Annotated in this window: 18 protein-coding genes; 4 read left to right on the top strand and 14 right to left on the bottom strand. The window is 32.3% G+C overall.

What is annotated here, in order from left to right:
• Nucleotides 1–27: 27 nt before the first annotated feature.
• From Ollyesu_RS06275 to uvrC, 9 genes are all read right to left on the bottom strand, one after another.
• On the bottom strand, nt 28–2,643 hold the full coding sequence (locus Ollyesu_RS06275) for a carboxypeptidase-like regulatory domain-containing protein (protein WP_279302943.1): 2,616 nt from the start codon (nt 2,641–2,643) through the stop codon (nt 28–30).
• A 168-nt stretch (nt 2,644–2,811) separates the two neighbouring features.
• Nucleotides 2,812–4,455: a glucose-6-phosphate isomerase gene (gene pgi / locus Ollyesu_RS06270; protein WP_279302942.1), complete on the bottom strand. Its 1,644-nt coding sequence runs from the start codon at nt 4,453–4,455 to the stop codon at nt 2,812–2,814.
• Nucleotides 4,455–5,774, bottom strand: coding sequence for a peptidoglycan DD-metalloendopeptidase family protein (locus Ollyesu_RS06265; RefSeq protein ID WP_279302941.1), 1,320 nt, complete (start codon nt 5,772–5,774; stop codon nt 4,455–4,457). The genes pgi and Ollyesu_RS06265 overlap by 1 nt, the downstream gene beginning before the upstream one ends.
• Nucleotides 5,732–6,655, bottom strand: a complete 924-nt coding sequence (locus Ollyesu_RS06260) for a tryptophan 2,3-dioxygenase family protein (protein WP_279302940.1) — start codon at nt 6,653–6,655, stop codon at nt 5,732–5,734. The genes Ollyesu_RS06265 and Ollyesu_RS06260 overlap by 43 nt, the downstream gene beginning before the upstream one ends.
• 6 nt (nt 6,656–6,661) lie before the next feature.
• Nucleotides 6,662–7,447, bottom strand: coding sequence for a DUF3108 domain-containing protein (locus Ollyesu_RS06255; protein WP_279302939.1), 786 nt, complete (start codon nt 7,445–7,447; stop codon nt 6,662–6,664).
• 145 nt (nt 7,448–7,592) lie between these two features.
• Nucleotides 7,593–8,753: a 4-hydroxyphenylpyruvate dioxygenase gene (hppD, locus tag Ollyesu_RS06250; protein ID WP_279302938.1), complete on the bottom strand. Its 1,161-nt coding sequence runs from the start codon at nt 8,751–8,753 to the stop codon at nt 7,593–7,595.
• 78 nt (nt 8,754–8,831) lie between these two features.
• The gene (locus Ollyesu_RS06245; protein ID WP_279302937.1) at nt 8,832–9,989 is read right to left on the bottom strand and encodes a homogentisate 1,2-dioxygenase; all 1,158 of its coding nucleotides are present in this window, start codon (nt 9,987–9,989) and stop codon (nt 8,832–8,834) included.
• A gap of 209 nt (nt 9,990–10,198) precedes the next feature.
• Entirely contained in the window at nt 10,199–12,433 is a 2,235-nt protein-coding gene (locus Ollyesu_RS06240) for a patatin-like phospholipase family protein (protein WP_279302936.1), read from the bottom strand.
• Nucleotides 12,430–14,223: an excinuclease ABC subunit UvrC gene (gene uvrC, locus Ollyesu_RS06235; RefSeq protein ID WP_279303064.1), complete on the bottom strand. Its 1,794-nt coding sequence runs from the start codon at nt 14,221–14,223 to the stop codon at nt 12,430–12,432. The genes Ollyesu_RS06240 and uvrC overlap by 4 nt, the downstream gene beginning before the upstream one ends.
• Before the next feature lie 151 nt (nt 14,224–14,374).
• Between uvrC and Ollyesu_RS06230 the strand changes: the two genes are divergently transcribed.
• Genes Ollyesu_RS06230 through Ollyesu_RS06215 form a run of 4 tightly spaced genes read left to right on the top strand, consistent with a single transcriptional unit; the run spans nt 14,375 to nt 17,216 of the window.
• Complete coding sequence (locus tag Ollyesu_RS06230) at nt 14,375–14,797, top strand: RimK/LysX family protein (protein WP_279302935.1); 423 nt, start codon at nt 14,375–14,377, stop codon at nt 14,795–14,797.
• Complete coding sequence (gene rimK / locus Ollyesu_RS06225) at nt 14,797–15,672, top strand: 30S ribosomal protein S6--L-glutamate ligase (protein WP_279302934.1); 876 nt, start codon at nt 14,797–14,799, stop codon at nt 15,670–15,672. The genes Ollyesu_RS06230 and rimK overlap by 1 nt, the downstream gene beginning before the upstream one ends.
• Before the next feature lie 6 nt (nt 15,673–15,678).
• Nucleotides 15,679–16,647, top strand: a complete 969-nt coding sequence (locus tag Ollyesu_RS06220) for a succinylglutamate desuccinylase/aspartoacylase family protein (protein WP_279302933.1) — start codon at nt 15,679–15,681, stop codon at nt 16,645–16,647.
• 5 nt (nt 16,648–16,652) lie between these two features.
• Entirely contained in the window at nt 16,653–17,216 is a 564-nt protein-coding gene (locus tag Ollyesu_RS06215) for a 5-formyltetrahydrofolate cyclo-ligase (RefSeq protein ID WP_279302932.1), read from the top strand.
• Between the two features lie 2 nt (nt 17,217–17,218).
• Here Ollyesu_RS06215 and Ollyesu_RS06210 read toward each other — a convergent pair whose 3' ends face one another.
• From Ollyesu_RS06210 to Ollyesu_RS06190, 5 genes are all read right to left on the bottom strand, one after another.
• Entirely contained in the window at nt 17,219–17,839 is a 621-nt protein-coding gene (locus tag Ollyesu_RS06210; RefSeq protein WP_279302931.1) for a lipoprotein signal peptidase, read from the bottom strand.
• Nucleotides 17,840–17,862: 23 nt separating this feature from the next.
• Nucleotides 17,863–18,486, bottom strand: a complete 624-nt coding sequence (locus Ollyesu_RS06205; RefSeq protein WP_279302930.1) for a hypothetical protein — start codon at nt 18,484–18,486, stop codon at nt 17,863–17,865.
• Between the two features lie 76 nt (nt 18,487–18,562).
• On the bottom strand, nt 18,563–18,943 hold the full coding sequence (locus Ollyesu_RS06200; protein ID WP_279302929.1) for a TraR/DksA C4-type zinc finger protein: 381 nt from the start codon (nt 18,941–18,943) through the stop codon (nt 18,563–18,565).
• 4 nt (nt 18,944–18,947) lie between these two features.
• A complete protein-coding gene (ileS, locus tag Ollyesu_RS06195) occupies nt 18,948–22,352 on the bottom strand; it encodes an isoleucine--tRNA ligase (RefSeq protein WP_279302928.1) in 3,405 nt (1,134 codons plus the stop codon).
• 124 nt (nt 22,353–22,476) lie between these two features.
• On the bottom strand, nt 22,477–26,769 hold the full coding sequence (locus Ollyesu_RS06190; protein WP_279302927.1) for a LamG-like jellyroll fold domain-containing protein: 4,293 nt from the start codon (nt 26,767–26,769) through the stop codon (nt 22,477–22,479).
• Nucleotides 26,770–27,000: the final 231 nt, after the last annotated feature.

Raw genomic sequence — 27,000 nt, 5'->3', positions numbered from 1 at the left:
TTTTAATGTATGTACTTCTAAAATTAATTAGAAATTGTAACGTAAACTTGCGTTGTAAGTTCTACCAATACCTAAGAAATAACCAAAAGCATCTCTTTGATTGATATAAGCTTCATTAAATAAGTTATATACGTTAGCTCTAAAAGTCATTCTGTTAGAACCTAACTCAAAGTTGTATGTTAAACCTGCATCAGCAAGTGTGTAAGCTGGTAATCTTACAGATTCGTATTTACCACCAGCTAAAGCAGCTGCTGCAACATCTTCTACATCAACAAACTCATATAAATCAGTGTAAATGTTGTAATCCATATCTACGGATAAGCCTTTACTTAAATTAGCTCTAAATCCAACACCAAAAGAAGTTTGAGGTGCATTACCTATTTTCACATCTGTTAAATCAACTTTACCATCTGTTACTAAAAACTCTCCAGTATCGTCATTTTGTAATGTATAAGGTGTTTCTCCATCGTATTTCCAATTTCCGATAGAACCATATCCTCTAAAGCTAAATGAAGATGCTATTGGTCTGTACTCAAAATCAAATTCTACTCCGTTGTGTACTTGAGTTACATCAGTGATTCTATAGTTACCAAACTCATCATCACTATTTCCTAAAATACCATCAGCACCTGGTAAATCTGTACCAAAACCTAAAAATCTATTTCCCCAAGTAGAAGAGTATACATCTACGTTAAGTCTCCACTCATTACCTTTAAATCTATAACCAGCTTCAAGACCAACGATTTCTTCATTTTCAACTTCTGGCTCTACTAATCTGTTAGAGTATCTAATATCTGCAAAGATATTATCTAAGAAAGGTTGACGTGAAAACAAACCTGCATTACCAAAAATTGAGTGCATGTCGTTAAACTTGTAAGCCAATCCTCCTTTAAGGTTGTATCCTGTTTTAGTTATTTTTTCAGATTTACCTAAACCATCTCCTCTTCCTGTTAAACGTCCTTCTCTTTGGTAAGATTGAGTTGATAAAGCTCCCTGAAAGAATGTTGAAAAATTGTCTTGTTTATACTCTACTTGACCAAAACCACCAACATAATTGATTGTTTCAGAATAGTCACGATCATATCTTTGGTCTTCATCTGCAAAATTAAATAACGCAGCCCATGGGTTAGCTTCAAAGCTTTCTGTTAAAACATAATCACTTGGACGATCTGTTCTAAAATTATCATTATAACCTGATAATCCTAAAAAGTCGTTGATTTGTCTAAAGTGATCTCCTGTATAAGTACGACCATCAACACCTACGTTAAATGACCAATTATCATTCATTTCAACATTTAAGTTAGATAGTAATCCATACCAATTATGGTTGTTCACAGAAGATCTTCTTAAATAAGAATCTCCAAAATTACCAACACCATCTGTAGCAGTATCAATATTGTTTTCAACAATTTGATCGAAGTCAATTTGTCCGTTAGAGTCATTTCTTACTCTACCACGACCTAAACCACCTGTTCCACCACCACGTCCCCATGATGCATATAATACAGAAGATAACTCTAAACCGTCTTTGATTTTATAATCCCAGTTTAAGTTAGCTACTGGTTTGTGATAATAATTACGTCTTTCAGTATAACGAGAACCGTTTAAAAACCCAGTATTAGGGTTGTATTTTTCTCCATACTGCTCATACTCTTCTAAATCACTAGAAAAATTCTGATCGTGCCATTGTGGCGCACCAGTTAACAAGAAATTAAACGCATGTTGATCGTTTGGTTTGTAACCAACAGAGAATAAATAGTTTTGTCCTTGACCAGCTGTACCAATAGAATATTTTCTATGTGCTTGCCAATGGTCTACTAAAACTGTATAAGCCCATCCGCTTTCTTTTAATCCAGAGCTATAAGACACTGTAGCTTTACCGTAACTGTCATTACCACCAAGTAATCTTACAAATCCACCTTCTTGGTTATCTGTAGTCTTTGATACGATATTTACTGTACCTCCAACAGAAGAAATTGCTAATTTAGAAGCTCCTAATCCACGTTGAATTTGTACTGCATTAGCAACATCTGACATACCTGACCAGTTTGACCAATACATTCTACCATCTTCCATACCATTAATTGGTTGACCATTTAATAAGTAAGCTGTGTTAATTTGGTCAAAACCTCTTAAAAATATTTGACTATCTCCAAATCCACCTGCTTGATTTGATACATAAATAGATGGAGTGTTTTTTAAAGCTTCTCCAAATTCTACGTTACCAGCAGACTTTAATTGGATATCTTTTCCTCTAATTGTTGAAACAGCGACAGGAGTTTCTCTACCAGCAGCTAAGTCAATAACTCCAGAACCTATTATAACTACTTCATCTAAAGCATTATCAGGATTAAGAGAAACGTTACCTAAATTTTTGTTACCATTAAATGATACTGAAATTTTGTTGTAACCTACATAAGAAATTTCGATTACTCCAGAATTTGACTGAGTTGTTAAGGTAAAGTTTCCGTCAAAATCTGTTGTTGTACCATTAGTAGTCCCTTTTTCTACTACACTAGCACTAGGTAGCGGAGAGTTTAAGTCGGCATCCATAACGGTACCTGTTATGGTACTTTGTGCCATAGTAAATGCAGAAAACATTATTGCTACTGCAAAAAACATAATTTTAATTGTGTGTTTCATTGTATTAAATTAAGATTTGTTAGTTTCTAATTTTGTGCAAAAATAAGACTATTTATAGTTGCAACATTAACTTAAGGTTAACATTTTTTCACATCGCTAAGGTACAGATTGTTTTTAGCGTATTGAATAGTTAAAACCCAAAACTATAAACATAGTTTTTAACAATATTTAACTTAATTTTTTGTAGTATTCTAATAAATTTGAAGTAGATGCATCATGATTGACAAAAGTGTCGTTTTCAAATTCTTTTAGAATTTTATTTGCCAATTGCTTACCTAATTCGACACCAAATTGGTCGTAACTGTAAATATTCCAGATGATTCCTTGAACAAATATTTTATGCTCATACATTGCTATTAGTTTTCCTAAACTCTCTGGAGTTAATTTATTTATGAAGATTGTATTGGTTGGTTTATTGCCTTCAAATACTTTAAATGGAAGTAACGATAGTATTTTATCTTCAGATAGGTTTTGAAGTTTAAATTCGGCTTCGACGTCTTCTTTTGATTTACCATTTAAAAGGGCTTCTGTTTGCGCAAAAAAGTTAGACATTAATTTGTCATGATGATCCTTGTTACCATGTAATGCTTTTGTAAAACCTATAAAATCTGCTGGAATCAGCTTTGTTCCTTGGTGTATTAACTGGAAAAATGCATGCTGCGAATTTGTTCCTGGTTCACCCCAAATAATGGTGCCTGTTTGATAGTTTACAGGATTACCGTTACGGTCCACACTTTTTCCGTTACTTTCCATGATACCTTGTTGCAAATACGTTGCAAACTGAGTTAAGTATTGTGTATAAGGTATTATTGCTTCGCTTTCGGCTTTAAAAAAGTTATTGTACCATACACTTAATAAAGCAAGAATAACAGGAATATTATTTTCAAATGCTTCTGTTTTAAAATGGGTATCCATTTTGTTTGCACCTTCTAGTAAAGCATTAAAATTATTATAACCTACAGATAAACTTATAGTTAAACCAACAGCACTCCATAGTGAAAAACGTCCACCAACCCAATTCCACATTGGAAAAATATTATTTTGATCTATTCCAAAATCTTTGACTTTTTCAATGTTGGTTGACACAGCCACAAAGTGCTTGGCAATATCTTGTTTACCACCATGTTTTAAAAACCAATCTCTAATGGTATTGGCATTTGACAACGTTTCCTGAGTCGTAAATGTTTTGGAAACAATAACAAATAGTGTGGTCTCTGGATTTAGATTTTTAATAACCTCGTTAACATGATCACCATCGACATTACTAACAAAATGAGTGGTTAAATGGTTTTTATAATACTGTAAACTATCTACAACCATTGCTGGTCCCAAATCACTGCCACCTATACCAATATTTACAACATCCGTAAATGCTTTATTGGTATATCCTTTTAATTCTCCAGAAATTATTTGGTTAGAAAATATTTCTATTTTTTGTTTAACAGCTATTACTTCTGGCATTACGTTTTTACCATCTACTAATATAGTATCTGATGCTTTTGCACGTAATGCAGTGTGTAATACTTCTCTACCTTCTGTTTTATTGATTACCTCTCCAGAATATTGTGCGTCAATTGCTTCTTTTAGCTTAGTCTCATTAGCCAGTTCTAAAAGTAATTTTAGAGTTTCAGGAGTAATTCTATTTTTAGAATAATCCACATAAAAATCTTCCCATTTGATGGTCATTTGTTTTGCTCTATTTGGATTTTGAGCAAACAAGTCCTTCATTTTTAAATCTTTTACAACTTCAAAATGCTGTTGTAATTTTTGCCAAGCTTTAGTGGTGGTAGGGTTAATTGAAGGTAATGCCATTAGTTATTGAAGGTAATTTCGTTGTCTTGATCTAGCTCTATGTCCAAAATCTGATTTTCTTCTATTGGAAGTATAAAATCAATATCATCTAATTGGATTTTAAGCGGTTTAATAAACTTTAAATATTCTGTTTTTAGGCTATCAGATATTGGTTCTGCTTCAGGTAGTTTTTGTTTAAATGGGTCAACTTGCTTTCCGTTTTTCCAAAAACGATAACACACGTGTGGTCCAGATGTGTTACCTGTCATACCAACATAACCAATAACGTCTCCTTGTTTTACAAAATCTCCTACTTTAGCTTTACGCTTACTCATATGTAAATACTGAGTACTGTAAGTAGAATTATGTTTTATTTTAACATAATTACCGTTACCTCCTCGTTTTGCAGACTCGACTACTGTACCATTTGCAGTTGCCCTAATTGGTGTACCAACATTGGCTGCAAAATCTGTCCCTTTGTGTGGTCTTACTCTGTTTCCGTAAAGTGCAATACGTCTGTTTAAATTGTATCTAGAGGAAATCCTTTTATACTCTACAGGTGCTTTTAAAAAAGCACGACGTAAGTTTTTAGCGTCTTCTGAAAAATAATCTTTTAATCCTTTTATAGTATCTGTTTCAAATTCAAAAGCATAAAAAGGCTCGCCATTATGCTCAAAATAAGCAGCTTTTATGTTATCGATTCCTGCATAAATAGAATCGTCAATATATTTTTCGGTATAAATAAGTTTGAATTTATCGTTTTTTTGAAGTCTAAAAAAGTCGATGGTCCACGCATAAATATCACTCATTTTATAGGCTAATAGCACACTTTTTCCTTGTTTAGCTAATGCTTCAGAAATATTAGACTCTATGACACCAGATACTTCTTTTTCAATATATTTAATAGGTTTTGTACTTGAATAGGCGTGAATGGAATCTTGAAAATTTATGACCACATAATCTGCTTTAGTCGGTTGATATATAAAGCATTTTGGTTGTTGAAGGGAATCGTTAGAGCACAGTAAAGTATACGGTTTACCTACTTGCAAGCGTCTAATATCAAAGGTGTCTTTGGTTTGTTGAGCGATTTGAAAAATTTTGGAATAATCAATCTCATGACGTTGGAGAATTTCGCCAAAGCTATCTCCTTTTCTGATAGTGTCACGTTTAACGATATAGTCGTTTAATTTAAAACCAAATTCATAAAGCTCTGCTGGTTCTAATACCGAAACGGTTTCTACAGGTTCTCGTTCTTCTTTTTTGCAACTATTAATTGTTAGGAAAAGACATACTAAAATCAGACATTTTTGCCCCAATCTTGCAATTCTTGTTCGGTCCATAAGTCTGGAAAAAATATTCGTCTTTGATATTTTGGATGCATATATTTTACCCATTCGCTTCCTCCTGTTGCTTCAGCAGTTTTACCACCTATATTCAAATAGTGATTTGCTGTATTATAATGTGCCATGACCCAAGTAATGTTTACCGTGTAATCATAATGGCGCATGGCTTTAATTAAATCTTCGTCTTCTTTAACGTCTTGCGGTAATCCTTTAAAAATAGTCCACAAATTGTGCGTGTTATAGAATTCTGCAAATCTAATAAATTCGTCTTTGTATTTAGCTTCAAAAACTGTTAATGTGTAGCTTTTTTTTCCTGTTTTGTAGTCTTTTCCTGCTGCTTGCCAATATAAATGCTCAAAAGCATGTTCAAAAGAGGTGTTGCGGTCTATGGTTTCTCTAAAACGGTTATCTATAAGATTAATCAACTCGGTTGAAGCAAATTCTATTTTACGGTATTGTGCTGACTGAAACCCACTAGCTGGTGTTAATGTATTACGAAACTTATTGTATTGATCGACATCCATACCGTCTTTCATAACGGTAAAGGATGATGTTAACACATCAAAATAGCGACTTATACGCATGATTTTAGTTTCAAAATAAGCTGCGGTAATATTTTCTTTATGTGCAACTTGATCAATTTCCCAGAGAATCATTTTAAACAATAACTCGTTAACCTGATGATACATTAAAAACACCATCTCATCTGGTAGCGTGGTACGTTGTACTTGAAGATTTAATAAGGCATCTGTCTGAATATAATCCCAATAATCAATAGGCTTACTGTGCAAAAGACCGTCTAAATGTGTATTTACATTTTGGTCAAGTGCTTTGTATTTATCTACTAATTGGTTAGTTAATTTTTGGTCTACACTCATTACAAATTAATTGTCTGCTATAATTTTAAAACTGTGTTTTAGTCCTTTAAAAGCTTCTAAATCTGCTCTTAAAGATCCTACAGCTAAGTCTGCTTTGATACGTAAAGGTATTTTATTTTTGTCATTGGAGACCCAAAGTGTTAAACTTTCTTCTTCTTTAAAAACACGACCAGCCATAACATATGGTCTAAACATTAGTGTTTCAACAGTTCCGAAATTTGTATCTAAATTTTCTTTACCTAAAAACTTAAGCTTAAATCCATAGTTTTCTTCGTCAAAAAACATGTCAAGTTTTATTTCGTCACCAACTTTAAGTGTGTTAGTATCTAACTTATTTCTAAGATAGTAAAACGTTGACACCATATCCTGTACGTTTGCATTTGTATCTACAGTCTTTTTTGTATCATGCTTTTTATTGTAAACTAGTGCTTTTCTGTTTTCTTGATCAAATTTTATTTCGATATTTTTTTTATGACCACCTTCGTCAATATTTCTAATAAACTTGTAAGGCAAAATAGTGGTTTTATCAAAATAACTCTCGTAACGATCTTCTACTTTAAAAAACCATTTAATCATTCCGGTTGTCCAACCTTTTCCAACCACGTGAAATACTGGTTTACCATTTAATGTGGTCTCATTAACTTGTAATGTTGCATTACCTGCTTTTAGAAAGCCACTATAACTCATTTTAAATTTAAACCATTCACCACCTTTAAATGCAGGTTCTGGATTAGAAGCAACAGTAAAAGTTATTGTAAGAATTGATAATATTAAGAGTATTTGTTTTTTCATAACTAAAGTAATTATATAACTTAATTTAATAAGTTATTGGTTATTTATAACTTAGAATACAATTACTATTCCAAAAATATAAAACAAAAAAATGCCATCTTAATATTTGATGGCATTTTTTTGATATTAAACCTATAAAGTTTTGTTAAAGCGTACCACGTTTGGCTTGCTCACGTTCGATAGATTCGAATAATGCTTTAAAGTTTCCAGCTCCAAACCCTCGTGCTCCCATACGTTGGATGATTTCAAAAAATAAGGTAGGCCTGTCTTGTACTGGTTTTGTAAAAATTTGAAGTAAATACCCTTCTTCGTCAGCATCAATCATAATACCCAAGCTTTTTAATTTTTCGATATCCTCTCTTAGCTCATGACTAAATTCTTCTAAACGACCAGGAACTGCTCTATAATATTCTTCTGGAGGTGTGGATAAAAATTCTACACCGTTAGCACGTAATTGAGATACCGTTTTTATAATATCATCTGTTGCTACAGCAATATGTTGTACACCAGCACCTTCATAAAAGTCTAAATACTCTTCTATTTGAGAACGTTTTTTTCCTTTTGCTGGCTCGTTGATTGGGAATTTAATACGTCCATTCCCATTAGACATTACTTTACTCATCAAAGCTGAGTATTCTGTATGGATTTGTTTATCGTCAAAAGATAAGAAGTTTTCAAATCCCATGACGTCTTCATACCATTTTACCCAAACATTCATTTGGTTCCAACCTACGTTACCAACCATATGATCAATATACTTTAATCCTGCTGTTGGAGGGTTGTAGTCAGACTCCCATTTTTGAAAACCTGGTAAAAAGGCACCATTATAATTTTTACGTTCTACAAACATGTGTACTGTCTCTCCGTAAGTGTATATTCCTGCTCTAACGACTTCACCATGTTCATCTTTTTCAACTGTTGGTTCCATGTAAGACTTTGCACCTCTAGATGTTGTTTCTTTATAAGCTTGTTTGGCATCTTCAACCCAAAGTGCAACAATTTTAACTCCATCTCCATGCTTAACAATATGCTCGTTAATTTTTGATTTACTGTTTAAAGGCGTGGTAAGCATTAGCTTAATTTTATCTTGAGTTAAGACATAACTTACTGTGTCTTTTGATCCCGTTTCTAAACCTCTGTATGCGTGTGACTGAAAGCCAAATGCTGTTTTGTAAAAGTGCGCAGCTTGTTTGGCGTTACCTACATAAAACTCGACATAATCTGTACCTAAAAGTGGTAAAAAGTCTTGTGCGCCTTCAAATATTTTTTCTAAACCGTAGTTTACTGATTCTATTTTTTTACTCATTTTTTAAAGTTTATTTGTGGATGAGTTTATTTGATTTTCCGTTATTCTTGTTTCTCTTATCTCGCTTTTTTTAAGAATTTATTCTAACCAAGATTTATAATACTCCTCATCAGCAATTTTTAATGCTTCTTCAGTTATCATTAGTGGTTTAAATGTATCTACCATTACTGCTAACTCGTCTGTTTTAACTTTTCCTATACTACGTTCTGTTGCGCCTGGATGTGGTCCATGTGGTATACCTGCTGGATGTAAGGAAATATGTCCTGCTGCAACATCATTACGTGACATAAAATCTCCGTCTACATAATACAATACCTCATCACTATCAATATTACTATGGTTGTATGGTGCAGGAATACTATCTGGATGATAGTCGTATAACCTTGGGACAAAGCTACACACTACAAATGCATCGGTTTCAAAAGTTTGATGTACTGGTGGTGGTTGATGAATGCGTCCTGTAATAGGTTCGAAATCATGAATTGAAAACGCATACGGATAATTATAACCATCATATCCAACCACATCAAATGGATGTGTAGCATATACCATCTCGAAAATATCGTCTTGCTTTTTAACTTTCATTAAAAAATCTCCTTTTTCATTGTGTGTTTCCAACTCTTGAGGTTGTCTTAAATCACGTTCGCAAAATGGTGAATGCTCTAACAATTGTCCAAACCAGTTACGGTATCTTTTTGGTGTGTATATTGGTCTTTTAGACTCAACAATAAATAAGCGGTTGTCTTCTGTGTCAAAATCTATTTTGTAAATAATCCCACGAGGTACCAACAAATAGTCACCATATTTAAAATCAAGATTCCCTAAATGAGTTCTTAATTTACCTTTACCTTTATGTATAAAAATAAGCTCGTCTGCATCTGTATTTTTATAAAAATAATCGTTAGTAGATTGTTTTGGCGCAGCTAAAATAATACTACAATCGCTATTAATTAATACTGTTTTACGCGATTCTAAATAATCGTTTTCTGGCTTCACTTGAAACCCTTTTAAACGATAGGATTGTATATGATTGGCTCTTGCAATTTTAGGTGCAACACTATATTGTTTTTTTATAGCTTTTACTTGGGTTGGTCTATGCTCATGATACGAGTTTGTTGACATACCATCAAATCCTATAGTTCCAAATAATTGCTCAGCATACAAAGAGCCATCTGGCTTACGGAATTGGGTGTGTCTTTTAGGTGGTATTTTTCCTAGTTTATGATAAAATGGCATTTTCTTTAGTTTTTAGATTGAATATAAGAGCGTCATGATAATACAATTGACGTCTGACTAAATGCTTAACAAGGTAGGGCACTCATTCCGGATTACGTTTAATCAAGAATTTTAGATGTGATAATAAGTTGTTCCAAATTGTTACCATAATCTAACAAATATCGTGAATTTTTATGAGTTTGTGAAGCGTTTTTCTATCAAAAACAAGACTAAAACCAGTATCCTAAATTAAAAAACCAATAGCTTTGCTTTGTTTCTGGTGAAAAAGTGTATTTAGCTTCTATTGGTCCTAAAAATGACTGAAAAGAATAACCAATTGCATAGCCTGAATAATCTGGTAAAGAGAACCAATTTCCAGTATCATATAGTCTATCTTCTACATTGGCATAGTTTGCACTTAACATAATATGATTTTTAGGAAAAAATTGATAATCTAAATTAATTCCTCCTTTAATGTAAGAATCTGCAGCTATTGATAAAAAATCATAACCATAAAATGGCTTAAAATTATTGATGAAATTATTACCATAACCACCAAGTACAAAGTCTAAGAAACGGTTAGCTTTAGGGTTAATTTTAAATCCTCCATCGGATGTTAGGTTTAAAGACAATTTGTCGTTAATTTTAAATGCATAGCCTAAATCTGCTTTAAGGATAGTGAATGGCGAAAATGTGCTTGAAAAATCTGAAGAGTATAGATAATAGTTACCCTCTGCTGAAAAATAAATTCCTTCAGTTGGAAAATATTTACTGTCATAAGTATCAAACTTTAAAGCTCCAAAAAGGCTAAGGTAATTACTGTTTTCAAAAACTGTTTCATTTTGATTTTGAGAAGATAAGATAGTTTCGGTTTTTATTTTTAACTTTTTATGCTCTGCACCTACGGTAAAAACCAAATCATTTCTAAATAATGTTTGCAAATAAAATTGGTTAGTTAAATCTGAAACATCTGTACTAATTTTATTAATTCCTGAGCTAGCCATTTGAGCAGGTGTTAAAAAAGCATTAGCCACAAAAGCTTGATCAAACTCGCTATATCTAGAGCTTAACCCTATACTCCAATATATACCTTTATCTATAAAATAATCAAAATTATATCTAACATGGTCACCCACAATTAAATCTAGAGAAGCTACATCATTTTTTAATAAAAACTGTTTTTTAGTAACATTGGCCAACATAGCACTTTTGTACAATCCATCATAATGTAAACCTAATTTTAAGAATGTAGTTTTTTTGGTTTCAGAAACATCTGTAATAATTCTATAACCCTTATTATCCTCTAACTTTAACTCATAAAAAAAATTGTCAAAATTATTTGTTGCTACAACATTGTTGGCTCCTTTGGATAAATCTTGATAAGCTACCTTGGAGTAAGGTCTCAAATCTAATTTACCTAAAATGTATGATCTCGTATATTTGTCAATTCCATTAGTTTCAATATAATTTATTTGCAAACTATCTGGAGAAGTCATAGTTCGCCTAATAGGAGGCTTTTTTAGTTGATTCAATTTTAATTGCTTTAAAACTTCTATCTTTTCAATCGCTGCTATATGACCGTTATCAATTATTTGCCTACCATCATCAAATGATACAACATTAAATTTTGTAATATCTGGTTTAATGTAAATATCTGTTTCTTTGGACTTAATTTTCATGTCATTAATCGTCCTAAAGTTATTAATTTGAAATAGTATTTGTGGTGCAGAAGATAAGTCCGTACGATTTGCTAAACCATCTTGAACATCTACACCAATAATTATATCGACTCCTTTTTCTCTAAGTTCTTTAATAGGGTAGTTATTGACTACACCTCCATCTATCAATAGCTTTCCATCAATTTCCACTGGTTGAAATAACGATGGGAATGCTCCACTAGCTTTTACTGCTTGAGGTAAATTACCTTTATCTAAGATAACTTGCTGTCCAGTTTCTACATCTGTACCAATACAGAAAAACGGAATGGGAAGTTTAGAAAAATCGTCTTCATTACAGACATGCAATAGTAGTTGAGTTAACAAATTAAATGTATTTTGTCCTTTAGACAACGCAGATGGCAACTTAACTTTTAAGTTATCAAAAGGTAAAGTGATAGCATATTTTTCTGAGATTTCACGCTCGTAAGTTGACTTTGCATATCTCGGAATATTATCGTTTAAAATATCATCAAAATTAACACCTTCAAAAATTGAGTCTAATTGTTTACCAGAGTAACCTGATGCGTATAGAGATCCAATAATTGCTCCCATACTTGTACCTGCAACATAATCTACTCTTATGCCAAGACTATCAATAACTTTTAACGCACCAATATGAGCGAATCCTTTTGCACCACCACCACTTAATACCAATCCAATTTTCGGATCTTTTGGTATAGTATCTTGTGCTTTAACTGTTGTATTAAAGACAAAAATTAAGATAATAGTGATTAGGATTTGTCTCATTCTTTATGATAGTAATTATAAATTTTTGCTGCTCTAGAAACACCAACTACATCTTCTAACTCGTCTAGTTTAGCGTTGGCAATTCGTTTTGCAGATTTAAATGTTTTTAATAATTCGATAATTGTTTTTTCACCAATTCCAGGAATGGTTTCCATCTCTGTATTTAATGCTTGTTTACTGCGTTTGTTACGATGATGCTCTATTCCAAAACGATGTGCTTCGTTACGCAGTTGTTGGATAATTTTTAATGTTTCTGATTTTTTATCTAAATATAATGGAATTGGATCATCTGGATAAAATAATTCTTCCAAACGTTTAGCAATTCCGATAATGGCAATTTTTCCTCTTAAATTTAAAGCATCTAAACTTTTTAAAGCAGAAGATAGTTGTCCTTTCCCTCCGTCAATAATAATTAATTGTGGAAGTGGCTGCTCTTCATCTAACAAACGTCTGTAACGTCTATAAACCACCTCTTCCATTGATGCAAAATCGTCTGGACCTTCAACCGTTTTAATATTAAAATGTCTATAATCCTTTTTACTTGGCTTTCCGTTTTTAAACACTACACAAGCTGCAACTGGGTTTGTACCTTGGATATTAGAGTTGTCAAAACATTCAATATGTCTAGGTTCTTCTTTTAAACGCAAATCTGCTTTCATCTGTGCCATAATCCTATTAGCATGACGATCTGGATCTGTAATTTTGACTTGTTTAAAACGCTCTAACCTGTAATATTTAGCATTTCTTACAGACAAGTCAAGGATGTGTTTTTTATCGCCTAATTGAGGGATAGTTACTTTAATATCTTCGCCTATATCTACTTTAAAAGGCACATAAATTTCTTTTGAAGTGGAATTAAATCGTGCTCTAATTTCTATGATTGCCAGTTCCAATAATTCTTTATCTGTTTCGTCTAATTTCTTTTTAATTTCTAGAGTATGTGATCTAATTATTGAACCGTAAGACAATTGCAAAAAATTGATATAACCATGTCCAGCGTCACTAACTATTGAAAACACATCCACATTACTAATCTTTGGATTTACAATTGTAGATTTGGCTTGATAGTTTTCTAAAACTTCAATTTTTTCTTTTATTTTCTGGGCTTCTTCAAACTGCATGTCTTCAGCAAATTGTTTCATTTGCAGTTTAAACTTTCCTAATGAGGCTTTAAAATTTCCTTTAATAATCTCTTTAATTGCAATTATATTTTCATTATAACTAGCTTCGGTTTCTAAACCTTCACATGCACCTTTACAATTTCCTAAATGGTATTCTAAACAGACTTTATATTTACCTGCTTCTATTTTTTCTTGAGATAGATGATAATTGCAAGTTCTTAATTTGTATAAGCCTTTTATTAAGTCTAACAATGTCTTGACCGTTTTCATACTAGTATATGGTCCAAAATATTCGCTACCATCCTTAATCATACGACGTGTAGGAAACACTCTAGGAAAACGTTCGTTTTTAATACAAATCCAAGGATAACTTTTATCATCCTTTAATAATACATTATAGCGTGGTTTATACTTTTTAATCAGGTTGTTTTCCAATAACAATGCATCTGTTTCTGTCTCTACTACAATATGTTTAATGTTAGTTATGCGTTTAACAAGCACTCTGGTTTTACCGTTTTCATGTGTTTTTGTAAAGTATGAACTAACTCTTTTTTTTAAATTTTTAGCTTTTCCTACATAAATAATCTTGCCTTCAGCATCAAAATACTGGTATACACCAGGAGATTCTGGCAAGGTTTTAAGCTGAATATCTAAATTAGTTTGACTCATTATATTTAATAAAATAGAAGACATTTGGTTGCTTATCAAAGGTAATTATTTATAAATAACTAAGTGTTTATAGCATATAATTTTAAACCAAAAAAATAAAATTAATATAGAAGACTTATTTATTACCTTGCATCACATTTTAAAGATAGTAATGACTAAAAAAACAATTGGTAGAACAGATAAAATTGACTTCCCAAAGTTGGATTTATTTGAAGTGGACTGTAAAATAGATACTGGAGCATATACGTCTGCCATACATTGTTCTGAGGTAAGAGTAGAAAAGGATGGTTTACATTGCACGTTTTACAGTAAAGGTCATCCAAATTTTAACAGTAAAACTAAAGTCTTTAAAGATTATACTTTTACAGATGTTAAAAGCAGTAATGGCTATGTAGAAAACCGCTATAAAATAAAAACAGATGTTGTTTTTTTTGGTAAAACATATAAGATTAACTTAACTTTAAGCACGAGAGATGACATGAGATTTCCTGTTTTAATTGGTCGCCAATTTTTAAAACGTAAATTTTTAGTAGATGTTGATCTTCAAAACCAATCCTTTAATTCAAACAACTAATGAACATTGTTATTTTATCTCGCAACGCTAATTTATATTCTACAGACCGATTGGTTGAAGAAGGTGAACATAGAGGTCATAGAATAGAAATTATTGATCCGCTTAAGTGTGATATAATTATAGAAAAAGAAAAACCAACTATTTACTATAAAGATCGTTATTTAGATTATGTAGATGCTGTTATACCACGTATAGGTGCTTCTGTTACTTTCTACGGTTGCGCAGTGGTCAGACAATTTGAAATGATGAATGTCTTTACAACAGCATCATCTGATGCAATACTAAGATCTAGAGATAAACTAAAAAGTTTACAACGCTTAAGTAAAGCAGGAATTGGCATGCCTAAAACAGTTTTTACTAATTATTCTAGAGATGTCGAAGAAGTTATTGAGCATGTAGGTGGTGTCCCTGTTATTATCAAACTTCTTGAAGGAACTCAAGGGTTAGGTGTGGTTTTAGCAGAAACTAAAAATGCAGCAGAATCTGTTTTAGAAGCTTTTAACGGACTTGAAGCCAGAGTTATAGTACAGGAATTTATAAAGGAAGCTAAAGGTGCCGATTTACGTGCTTTAGTTGTAGATGGTCATGTGGTTGGAGCTATGAAACGTCAAGGTAAGGATGGCGAATTTAGGTCTAATTTACACAGAGGTGGTAGTGCAGATATTATTAAATTAAGTGAAGACGAATTAAGGGTAGCTATGAAAGCGTCTAAAGCATTAAGATTACCTGTTTGTGGAGTAGATATGTTACAATCTGCAAGAGGTCCATTATTGTTAGAAGTTAACTCTAGTCCAGGATTAGAAGGTATAGAAAAAGCTACAGGTAGGAATATAGCGCGTAGCATTATTACCTACATAGAAAAAAACAGAAAGTAACCGCATATGTTTGTTAATCAAGATTTAAAAATTTTAGGTGAAACTGTAAAGCCAGGTCAACATGCAGAAGTTAGCTTTAACGTTGCAAAACTTCATACTAGAACTCCTGTTGATGTTCCAATAATTATTTCTAGATCAAAAAAACCAGGACCAACCGTTTTATTTACTGCTGGAATCCATGGTGATGAAGTTAACGGTATAGAAATTGTCCGTCAACTTATCTCAAAAGGTATTAATAAGCCTAAAATTGGGACGACTATTTGTATTCCAGTACTTAATATTTTTGGGTTTATAAATATGGAGCGTGAGTTTCCTGATGGACGCGATTTAAACCGTGTATTTCCTGGTATAAAAAATGGATCACTAGCTAGTCGTGTAGCTTATGAAATTATACACGAAGTGGTAACGCATGTAGATTTTATAGTAGATTTTCATACAGGAGGCGCCTTCCGTTTTAATGCACCGCAAATACGCATAGAATATGGCAATGAAGATGATGATGTCATGGCTGAAATATTTGGAGCTCCGTTTATTTTATATTCAAAAAATTTAAATAAATCGTTTAGAAACACCTGTAATAAAATGGGCAAACCAATTTTGCTTTATGAAGGTGGTAAATCATTTCATATAGATAGTACTATTACTAATACTGGTGTTAATGGTGCCAAACGTATTTTGAATCATTTTGGAATGTTGCGCACACCTTTTAATGTTTCAGAACCAAAAAAATCTTGTGTCAAAATCACGAAAAGTAAATGGATAAGAGCCAATTATTCTGGTATGTTTAAATCAACCATAAAATTAGGTGTACAAGTTAATACTGGAGATACAATAGGTAATATTACTGATCCTTACGGGAAATTTAATCATTTTGTAAGAGCGACTCATTCTGGTTATATTATTAATATTAACCAATCGCCAATTGTCTATCAAGGTGATGCTTTGTTTCATATTTCTACAGAAATTATAGATTAATCATCATGACTAAAACTACATTACGTAAGACATACAAAACATTACGTAGTCAATTATCTGATGAAAACATAGACGATTTAAGTCTAAAAATTGCTAATCAATTATTGACACTTTCTATTTGGGATTATAGTTTTTATCATGTGTTTTTATCTATTGAATCACAAAAAGAAATAAATACAGATTTTATTTTAAATATACTATCAGGTAAAGACAAAAATATTGTTGTTTCTAAAAGTGATTTTGAAACCAATACGTTAACCAACTATCTGTTAACAGATGCGACTACACTAAAGCTAAATACTTACAACATCCCAGAACCAGTTGATGGTATTGCAATTACAAACGATAAAATAGATGTTGTTTTCGTGCCACTTTTGGTATTTGATTTACAAGGTCATCGAGTTGGATATGGTAAAGGATTTTATGATACGTTTTTAGCCTCTTGCAAACCAGAAACCCTTAAAATAGGTTTGTCTTTTTTTGAAGCTGAAACTAGAATTGAAGATACATCTAATACAGATATTAAACTAGACTATTGTGTGACACCAGAAAAAATATATAGCTTTTAAGTCTATCCCTTTTTACCAAACGCTTTTCTGTTAAAGAAAATTAATATCCCAAAACCTATGCTTATTGAGACATCAGCAATATTAAAAACAGGTTCGAAAAATGTAAAATAATCACCTCCAACTCCTGGAATCCATTCTGGTAAATATCCTTTCCAAATAGGCATATATAACATATCTACAACTTTACCGTGTAATAAAGTATCATAACCTTCTGGTGGTAAAAACGTAGCAACTTGCCCAACACTGTCATCAAATAGAAGACCATAAAATACAGAATCTAAAATATTACCTAAAGCTCCAGCGAAAATGAATATTAAAGCCAAAATTAATGTTTTAGACTGTTGTCTCTTAATAGCGCTAACTAGCCAATAGCCAATCCCAATTATTGCAAGAATCCTAAAAATGGTTAAACTTAATTTAGCGGTTCTATCGGTCATAAATGGTAAAATATCGCTTAGTTTTGTGCCCCAAGCCATTCCATTATTTTCAATAAAATAAATTTTAAACCAGTTAAAAACCGTAAAATCTTCGCCTAAAACAAAATGAGTTTTTACGTAGATTTTACTTATTTGATCAATAAGTAAAATAATAATTATTAGTAGTGATGCTTTTTTTAAGTTCATGATTTACGAAAGCAAAAATAGGTTTATTTTTCTATTTTACTCACCTTAATATTCCCATTAATTGTATGGCAACTTATTGTATGTGTTATATACTTAAATTGATATATTTGTTTTGTTCCTGTTTTAGTAAACGCTTCAACTTTAGCATTATTGGTTTCAACAGTAATATGACCTTCTATGGTATTAATAGTTGCATCACCTACAAACTGTTTTAAGTCACAATTACCTTGATTTAATTCTATAAAAACAAAAGGGTATTGACCACTAATTTGTACGGAAGCAATATCACTTTTAATATCTAGTTTAACATGTTTTGGAACCGTTATTTCGTATTCTACAGACAATACTTTATGTGCACTTAACTTATCATTATCGTTTTTAAATAAAGGCTGAAAGGAGGATGATATTGTGATTTTATCTTCTGTAACAGAATCAACAATGACTAGTTGTTCTGCATATTCGCCTTCAATTTTTACTTTTAATGAAATGATATTAGTTACATTGTTTGACACCTTGATTTTAAAAATATTATCACCTGCAATAGATAATGTATTGATGTTGCTTGCGCTCCATGATTTCTCTGTATTTTTTTGGGCACATAAAGACGCACTCATTAAAAAAAGTAAGATGGTTAAGATGTTTTTCAACTACAGTTATTTTAAAATTTAAAACGCTTCAATTTTCATTGAAGCGTTTTTATATTGTTAAGTCTTTATCTTACTATTATTGCATGTTTTTTGCTTCGATGCTTAGTGTAGCATGAGGTACTAACTCTAAACGTTTTGGATTAATTAACTTACCTGTAACACGACAAACACCATAGGTTTTATTTTCAATTCTGATTAGAGCATTTTTAAGATCACGAATAAATTTTTCTTGTCTAATAGCTAAAGCAGAATTAGACTCTTTACTCATAGTTTCGCTACCTTCATCAAACGCTTTAAATGTTGGCGACGTATCGTCTGTACCATTGTTATGGTCGTTCATGTAAGCACTTTTTATTAATTCTAAATCGTGTTGTGCTTGTTTAATCTTATCTTGGATTATCACTTTGAATTCAGCTAATTCTTTATCTGAATATCTTACGTTTATGTCTGATGCCATAATGTTAATTTTTTTGAATAAATAATTTGGTATTTACATCATCAAACGCAATTTCTATACCATTATTTACTTGGTTAATAATTTCTAGATTATCTGTAAGCGTTTCCGCTTTAATATAATCTATATTTGATTTTACTGCTTGTGTTATATATTTATCTTCTTGAAGCTGTACTGTAATTCTATCTGTTACTTCAAAACCTGAATCTTTACGTAAATTTTGTATACGATTTACTAATTCTCTAGCTATTCCTTCTTCTTTTAAAGCTTCTGAAATTGTAACGTCTAAAGCGACAGTTATATTACCTTCATTAGCAACTAACCAACCTTCAATGTCTTGAGAAGTAATTTCTACATCTTCTAGGTGTAATGTAATAATTTTTCCATTACAATCCACATCAATTTCGCCTTTTTGTTCAACAATTTTAATATCCTCAGCACCCATTTTATTAATTGCTGCTGCAATGACTTTCATATCTTTTCCAAAACGTGGTCCTAAGGTCTTAAAATTAGGTTTAATCTGCTTTACCAAGATATCTGAAGCATCTTCCATCAATTCAATCTCCTTAATATTAACCTCGCTTTTAATCAGGTTTTCTACTGCTTTTATTTCTTCTTTAAATTGAGCAGAATCTACAGGAATCATAATTTTCTGTAAAGGCTGTCTTACTTTAATTTTTTCTTTTGCCCTTAAAGACAATACCAAAGATGAAATAGTCTGTGCATTTTCCATCTTACGTTCTAATGATTTATCAACAAAACTGGTATCAAATTTTGGAAACTCTGCTAAATGCACACTCTCAAAGTTTTCTTTTTTTGTTGCTGAATTTAAATCTAAATACAATTTATCCATAAAGAAAGGCGCAATAGGCGCTCCTAACTTAGCAATAGTCACCAAACAGGTGTATAGGGTTTGGTAAGCTGAAATCTTATCGGTTTGATAATCGCCTTTCCAGAAACGTCTTCTACTTAAACGTACAAACCAGTTACTTAAGTAATCTTGAGTAAAATCTGAAATAGCACGTGCTGCTTTAGTAGGCTCGTAATCTGCATAATAGTCGTCTACTTTTTGAATTAACGTATGTAATTCTGAAAGTATCCAACGGTCTAATTCTGGACGTTCTGCTAACGGAGTTTCTGCTTCAGCATAACTAAATTTATCTAAATTAGTATATAAACTGAAGAATGAGTAGGTATTGTAAAGTGTTCCGAAAAATTTACGTTTTACCTCTTCTATTCCGTCTAAATCAAATTTTAGGTTGTCCCATGGATTAGCGTTGCTAATCATATACCAACGTGTGGCATCTGCACCATAAGTGTCCAAGGTCTCAAAAGGGTCTGTTGCATTACCTAAACGTTTGGACATTTTCTGTCCGTTTTTGTCTAGCACTAAACCATTAGAGACGACATTTTTGTAAGCTACAGAATCAAAAACCATAGTTCCAATAGCATGTAATGTGTAAAACCAACCGCGAGTTTGATCTACACCTTCCGCAATAAAATCTGCTGGAAATGCTTTATTATCGTCAATTAAGTCTTTATTTTCAAACGGATAATGCCACTGTGCATATGGCATAGATCCAGAATCGAACCACACGTCAATTAAATCGGCTTCACGATACATTTTCTGACCGCTTTTTGAAACTAAAACAATTTGATCTACTATATTTTTGTGTAAGTCTAGCTTCGCGTAGTTGTCTTCAGAATTGTTACCAACTTCAAATTCTTCAAAGATATCTTTAGCAAGCAATCCAGCCTGAACAGCTTTTTGCATTTCTGCTTTTAATTCTTCAACAGAACCTATACAAATTTCTTCCTTTCCATCTTCTGTTCTCCAGATTGGTAATGGGATTCCCCAATAACGAGAACGTGACAAATTCCAATCGTTTGCATTTGCTAACCAGTTACCAAAACGTCCAGTTCCAGTCGATTTTGGTTTCCAATTAATGGTTTCATTTAGTTCAAACATTTTATCTTTAACGTCTGTGACTTTAATGAACCATGAATCTAATGGGTAGTATAAAATTGGCTTGTCTGTTCTCCAACAATTAGGATAACTATGCTTGTATTTTTCAACCTTAAAGGCTTTATTTTCTTCTTTTAATTTAATGGCTAACTCAACGTCAATTGAACGTTCTGGAGCTTCTCCTTCATTATAGTATTCATTCTTCACATATTTACCACCAAACTCCTTAAGCTCTGGTCTAAATCGACCTTGTAAATCTACTAATGGGACTAAGTTTCCGTTTTCGTCTTTGACCAATAATGGAGGGACTTCTGGAGTTGCTTGCTTGGCAACTAGTGCATCATCTGCTCCAAATGTAGGTGCTGTGTGTACAATTCCTGTACCATCTTCTGTAGTTACAAAATCTCCAGAGATGACTCTAAAAGCATTTTCTGGATTATCATTTGGTAAGGCGTATTGTAAAAGTTGTTCGTATTTAATACCAACTAGATCTTTTCCTTTGAATTCTTTGACTACAAAATATGGGATTTTCTTATCACCATCTTTATAGTCTAACAGTTCTGATTTTTCCTCAACAAGTTTAAACTTACCATCAAATTGTTTGTTGACTAGTGATTTTGCCAAAATCACATTCATTGGTTTGAATGTGTATTGATTATAGGTTTCCACTAAAACATAATCTATTTTAGGTCCAACGGTTAAAGCTGTATTACTTGGTAAAGTCCAAGGAGTTGTGGTCCAAGCAAGAAAGTAAATCGTTCCTTCGTTTTGTAAAAAGTCAGGTAGGGTTTCATTAATAGCTTTAAACTGAGCAACTACAGTTGTATCTGTTACATCTTGATAAGTACCTGGTTGATTAAGCTCATGCGAACTTAATCCTGTTCCTGCTTTAGGCGAATAGGGTTGAATGGTGTACCCTTTATATAATAAATTTTTATTATAAATTTCTTTTAACAACCACCATACGCTTTCCATGTATTTAGGCTCGTAGGTAATGTATGGATTATCCATATCTACCCAATAGCCCATTTTTTGTGTCAGGTTATTCCAAACGTCTGTGTAACGCATAACAGCTTTTCTACAAGCTGCGTTATAATCTTCTACAGAAATCGTTTTACCAATATCTTCTTTGGTAATACCTAATTCTTTTTCTACACCAAGTTCTATAGGTAAACCATGTGTATCCCAACCTGCTTTACGCTTCACTTGGTACCCTTTCATGGTTTTATAACGCGGGAAAATATCTTTAATAGCGCGTGCTAAAACGTGGTGTACTCCAGGTAATCCGTTTGCACTTGGTGGTCCTTCAAAAAACACGTAAGGTTCTGCACCTTCTCTAGTGGTTACACTTTTTTCGAAGATGTTATTGTCTTGCCAATAGTTTAGAATTTCTTCTGCGACGTTTGGTAAGTTAAGTCCTTTATATTCAGGGAATCCTGCGCTCATTGTTTCTGATTTCTTATACGAGTCGCGAAATTAAGAAATTCTGTTTAAAAGAGTGGTTTTATGCATAAAAAAAGCTTCAACATAAATTATGCTGAAGCTCTAAATACTAAATAGCATTTACAATTTACTCTATTATAATCTTTTTATCTATAATTTGATTTTTTTCTGTTTTGATACTTACAATATACATACCTGTACTTAAATTAGAAATTTGCAATCCGCTTTCTAGTTGATTTTTAGTTACTGAAGTGCTTTTAAAAACTTCTTGACCGATAGCATTGTATAAAGTCGCTGATTTTACGTCTTGATCTAATCCTTTTACATATAATAACTCTTGAGTACTATTGAAATAAATTACTGTGTTATCTGTGTCTAATTCAAACTCATCATTACTTAATGTATCTGGATTTTGAAATACAATATCAAAACGGTTATTAAATTCACCTACCAAAGAGGTAAAGTTATAGTCTAATCCTGATTTTAAATCGTGGTAGTTACCTGTAAGATTATCTAATAAGTAAACTGGTTGATTATCTTCAAGATTTAAAATTTCTGTAGCTTTTATGGTATAGGTTGCAATTCCGTCTGCTTTAAAGTTTAAGTCTATTACTTTATCTACTGTTATTTGACCAAAAGCTTGTATAACCATAGGTTTAGCATCTAAAGTCATAGTTAAATCATTAGCAAATGTTTCGTTTGCTAGTGCATCGTATCCATAATCAAAAGTATCTGAAGTCGTATCGCTAAATCCTAAAACTAACTCTCTTCCTAAATCTGAATTTGTTTTAAATTCTAATTTTATTTTCTGGATTCCTGTACTGTCAGTTTGAGTCGAATTTGCAGATTCTTGTGGGTTACTATTTCTAAAAAATATAGATTCTCCATCTGTTTCCGTTTTAAAAGTACGTTGTCCATTATTAAACTCAATATTTCCAGTTCCAGTGACTTCAACTATAAATCCTTGCCCAACAGGAAGATATTGTTTTGGTGTTTTTTGACCACCTTGAAATCCAGTATTAGCTCCATTTAATCCTATAAATTGGTATGCTCTTACTTTACCTAACTTATTTAAGGTAGCGTAACCGCCTTCATATGCATTTAAATTGTGAGAATCTCCAGCCCATTGTTCCCATAAATAAATTGCGCCTCCAATAACTCCTGCATTATCATCTATAAATTGATGTGCATCTATTGCTGAAGCATATGGGTTACCTACTAAATATTCTGTTCTACTAACTCCTCCAACTGATCCTAGTCCACCTGTATCAGTTGCGCTTAAAAGTACAGTTCCGTTATTTGGTTTACCTTCAAATGTGTAATTTGATAAAGATCCACCTCCTTTTTGAGTATAACCTTTACCTGCTTCTATAGGAGTTCCTGTACCTAAAACATTCCAATCATAGTAAGTTACACCATTCTCAAAACCATATAACCACACTCTGCTTATTTTACCATCTTCATGATAAGCATTTGTAAATTGCACATTATTACAAGCATCATCTCTAAGCATACCTAAAGAAAATGGTGTGTTGTTTGGATTATTAATTGATGAGTTATCGTCTATCAAACTAGTTGTTGATATTTGCCCTACTGGAGAGCTCCAATAGTTATATCTATACACACTGCTAAGTCCTTCTTGACCTCTTTGAATTTTTCCTTTATCAGAGGTCACTAAATTACTTTCTAATCCTTGAATTAACTGAGAATCTCTTTTTAAGTTGATAGTTCCATTAATTTCTAAATATTTTGACACATTTAGTTGTAAGTCTGTATTAGAGTCTCCTATTGTAAAAACAACATCGTTATTAACTTCATCTTTTTCATCGACAATAACACCTAATGCTAATAACCCTTTATAATAAGTTGGCACGTTAGGTTTAGACAATGAGGTTGTTACATTTATACTATGCTTTATTTGATAAATTCCCCAAGTTACTACCTCGTCATTACCAAAAGTGGCTGCTTGACTTACCTCATCTCCTGGAATATACCACACATCTCCATGTAGCCATGTGTTTTTATCATGCCAATTCCCAGCTTGTTTTGTTACAAAAGGCATAGGTGCAGATTGTTCTTGTACAGTAGTAATATTAAACATTTCAGCATTTTTGTTGTTTAATGACTGATCTTTAATAAATCCTGTAGTGATGTTAGTTAATGGGTAGTAAAGCTCTAGATTTGACCAATCTAAAGAAGTTAATTGGTTTTTAATAATAGAACCTTCTACTTGACCTGCATTATTATTTATCTCTTGATAAACGATTTCTTTCACTTCATCTTCAGGTAAAAATTTATTAAACACTCTTACCTCATCTATTGATCCTTTAAAGAATTTTGAAGCCATAAGTGATTGGTCATTACCCATTCTTAAATAGTCCAATTCTGTTGTTACAGAACTTCTAAAAGCAACTGCATCTATTAAATTTGTTGAAAACACCAAATCACCATCTAATAATAAATAGGCTGTATTGTCTGTAAATGAAACAGATACTGTAACGTGTCTCCATACGTTTCTAGCAATACCAGTTGTACTTCTGTATACAGAACTTGTCGCAGTAGTATTATCTGATTTAACATAGTGTATACTTGCACTTATGGTTTCTCCTGTTAATGTTATTTCAATTGCATTTTTTTCACCTATTACAAATTTTTGATTAGTATCTGATGCGTCAGAATTGCTCTTAATCCATGCCATAAATGTTGTACCATCTGTATTAGTCTGATTTATACTGGAAAATGTTTCTGATCCAATAACATAGTCATCAACACCATCAAAATCTAACGTTGCAGACTCAATATAGATATCAATAGTATCTCTGTAGTCTAAATCTCCTCCAGAAAATAAATCTCCATCTGTGTCTGGTAAAACTGAAGCACTTGGGTTTTCAATTTCATCATTTACATCTAATGGGTCTGATGTATTTGAACCTTCAAAAACATTATCTAAACCATCATTGTCTGTGTCTGTAAAAGTTCCAATAGAATTTACCATCCCATTTTCTTCAATATCTGGTGTACCATCTCTGTCACTATCAAAATCTATGTAATCTGGGATTCTATCTCCATCTGTATCTACAACATCTATACCAGTAGAAATATCATAAGCGATATCAATACCTGAATCTCCATTAACAGTTCCTAAAGGCGCCTTGTAGTTAAGTGTACTTTGTGCTTCCACATTATCAGGGATTCCATCATTATCGCTATCTAAATCTAGATGATTGTATTTACCATCACCATCTCTATCTTTTCCAGTTACAATAATTAAAGAATTAGCATTAAAATCTAAAAATTCGCACTGTGAAAAAGATAGACCAAATTGACGAGTAGAAGAGTTTGCACCATTTTTTATAGCTTGCATTCTTAATGAAAAGGAATTGCCAATAAATTGGTAATACGATTTTAAGACTTTAAGATTAGAAAAACCAGGACCTTCTTGAAGTCCAGAGGCACTTATTTGAATATCTCCACCACCTAAATCTTCAGTTATCAATGACGTTGGATTCTCAGTACCATAAGCTGCAGGGTTATGAAAGATTAAAGACTCTCTTAAACCTCCACCTCCATCGCAATCCCATGTGGTTCCATTTATTCTAAAAATCTCGGAAGATGCAGTTGTAGTTCCTGAATTTACTATAGTGAAACCAAACTCTGCACCTGGTGTACCTGACCCACTAAACGTTAATTCTGTTTGTAAAAAGGTAGGATTATCAATAGTATCGTTATCTATATTGGAGATTGTAGTATTATCTAATGCTAAAACTTCTAATAATATATCGTACCCCTGAATTGCATTAGTAAATCTGTAAACTGCACCTACTTGTTTATCTGCTCCTGTACTTGCAGACGCGTCGTAAATACCGTTCTCAAAATCTAATTCTGGTATTGTACATGTAAACACATCCTCACCTAAAGCCTCTATATAATCTACGATTCCGTCACCATCATCATCATAATCTAAATTATCAATTATTCCATCATTATCTGTATCTAAAAGAGTATTACAAGTTGCATCTCCACCAGATACATTAAAATAAATATCATATCCACTACTTGAGGCATTTGATCCATCGTTATTAATTACTTCTGTACCTGCAACAACAATTGACACGTATCCAGAATCCCAACTATTATTATCTATTTGATATAATCTCACATAATAATTGTTACCATTAGCAACACAACCTAAATCATATTTAGCACCATATTCGTCCGTATCTCCATCGTAAGATCCAGTATAACATTGATTGTCATCACATATAGTTACTAGTAAATCATTAGCGGTATTATAAACTTCTATCTTATTTTGGTAAGAATTGGTTGGCCATTTAACGGTTAATTGCACATCAGAGTTCTGGGATAACGCGATATTACAAGCCAACAAAGTGGTAAGTACCACAAGTAGTTTAGTTTTCATAAGTTATTGATTTGGGGTCAATTATGAAACAAATATAAACTGTATGACAAACGAAAAACACTAATTTCGTTATAACACTTAAAAAATTAGTTAATCTGCAAAATGTGATATCTAATTCCGATAAACGTCTAAAAAACAGGTTAATTGGATTAGAAATAATCTTCCAAATAAGTGTTGGAAAAGCTTAGTTATCCCTAATATTTACAAAGAAAAAATAGCTAAACTTAGTTT

The organism is Olleya sp. YS, assembly GCF_029760915.1.
Taxonomy (GTDB): domain Bacteria; phylum Bacteroidota; class Bacteroidia; order Flavobacteriales; family Flavobacteriaceae; genus Olleya.
This window is presented reverse-complemented; position numbering and strand designations above follow the sequence as displayed.